The sequence below is a fragment of the Dietzia sp. NPDC055343 genome (assembly GCF_053645265.1).
The window spans coordinates 1-1,567 of sequence record NZ_JBSHMJ010000145.1 but is presented as its reverse complement, the minus strand read 5'-3'; the positions used below and the strand labels follow the sequence as shown (position 1 = coordinate 1,567).

Below are 1,567 nucleotides of genomic sequence, written 5' to 3'. Positions count from 1 at the left end.
TTCTTCCTGTGGACGAGGCGCCGCATCCGCGAGGGCAAGGTCCCGCTGGTCGACCTGTCGGTTCTCGGTTCGGGGCGCGAACGTGCGGCCGTGTACGCGATGTTCATCGTGGTGGCGCTCGAGGCGGCCCTGAACTTCACCGTGCCCCTCTACATCCAGGTGGTGCAGGGACGCACCCCGTTCGAGACGTCGCTGGCGATGATGCCCTTCAACATCACCGTGTTCATCACCGCGACGTTGATCGTGCGCTTCTACAAGCGGTTCAGCCCGCGCACGATCGGGATCGCCGCATTCACACTGGCCACCGCCGCGCTGGTGTGGCTGTCGTTCGTGGTGAACAACAACTGGGAGACGCTGCCCACGATCATCGGGCTGGTGGCGTTCGGTATCGGCCAGGGTGCACTCGTGACGCTCGTGTTCAACGTCCTCGTCACCTCCGCCCCGGCCGAGCTCGCCGGCGACGTGGGCTCGATCCGCGGCAGCACCCAGAACCTCGCCTCCGCGGTCGGCACGGCCGTGGTCGGCGCGCTGCTCGTGGCGCTGCTCAGTGTCGGCATCGGCAGGGCCGTGGTCGAGCACCCGGCGCTGCCGCCTGAGCTCATCGCGCAGGTGGACCTGGACAGCGTGAACTTCGTGTCCAACGACGACCTCGACGAGGTGCTGGCCCGGACCGACGCCACCGCCGAGCAGATCGACTACGCGGTGCAGCTCAACGAGGAGGAGCGCCTGCGGGCCCTCAAGATGGGGCTGCTGATCCTCGCCGGGATCAGCGCGCTGGCGATCCTGCCGGCGTCGCGGCTGCCGCGCTATCGGCCGCACGAGATCGCCGCCGGTTAGTGCGGTTCCCCGGCTGACCGGCCGGCCCCGGCCTGCAGGGTCGGTCGGCAAGTCGGGCGGCGGCCGGGCCCTTCAGCGGGATTCGTCCAGCCGCGCCACCCGGCGGACGCCCGCCGTCTGGCGGTACGAGGACTCGACCAGCTCGGCCACCTCATCCCAGTCCACGTCGCCTGCGTCCAGCGGCAGGGCCAGCCACCCGGCCGGGCCGTAATAGGCGGGCACGTGGAACCTCTCGTCCTGGTCCAGCGCCAGACGAGCAGGGCCCGATCGAGCAACGGATCGGCGTGGTCGCCCTTGACCTTGCCGCCGTAGACCGCGAACACCTTGGTCGTGAACCAGACCACCCGGCCGTGGGAGATCTTCTCCGCGGCGTCCGGGAACTCCATGCAGATGCCCCGCAGCCGGGCGAGCAGCGGATCGTCGGCGTCGAACATGATCGGGTGTGCCACGCGGATAAGAATACGACCGGGGCCGGGCCGGACTGCGCGACTTGCGCGAACCGAATTTCGCCGAGTGGTCTGACCCGCTCACATTCTCCCAGGACAGGCCCTGGCGCCAGCAAGATTTGCGACCACGCGACAACAGCGCGAGCGGCAGACCCGGCCCGGCCGGCACCCCGCGGCCCGGCAGCGCGGGCGGCACACCCGGCCGGCTTTCTGCGGCCCGCGCCCCGCGCGACCTACCCCGCGGGCAGATCAGAGATGGACGTCGTTGTAGGCGCGCTCGTCCT

General features: G+C 70.0%; 2 protein-coding genes. One reads left to right on the top strand and one right to left on the bottom strand.

Annotated features, from left to right (window positions below; genetic code table 11):
- The coding region (locus ACWIE7_RS19220; RefSeq protein WP_454070341.1) for an MFS transporter at window positions 1-837 on the top strand (837 nt) is incomplete at its 5' end.
- Here the strand turns inward: ACWIE7_RS19220 and ACWIE7_RS19215 are convergent.
- On the bottom strand, window positions 834-1,286 hold the full coding sequence (locus ACWIE7_RS19215) for a hypothetical protein (RefSeq protein WP_454070340.1): 453 nt from the start codon (window positions 1,284-1,286) through the stop codon (window positions 834-836). The two genes, ACWIE7_RS19220 and ACWIE7_RS19215, sit on opposite strands and share 4 nt — an antisense overlap.
- Window positions 1,287-1,567: the final 281 nt, after the last annotated feature.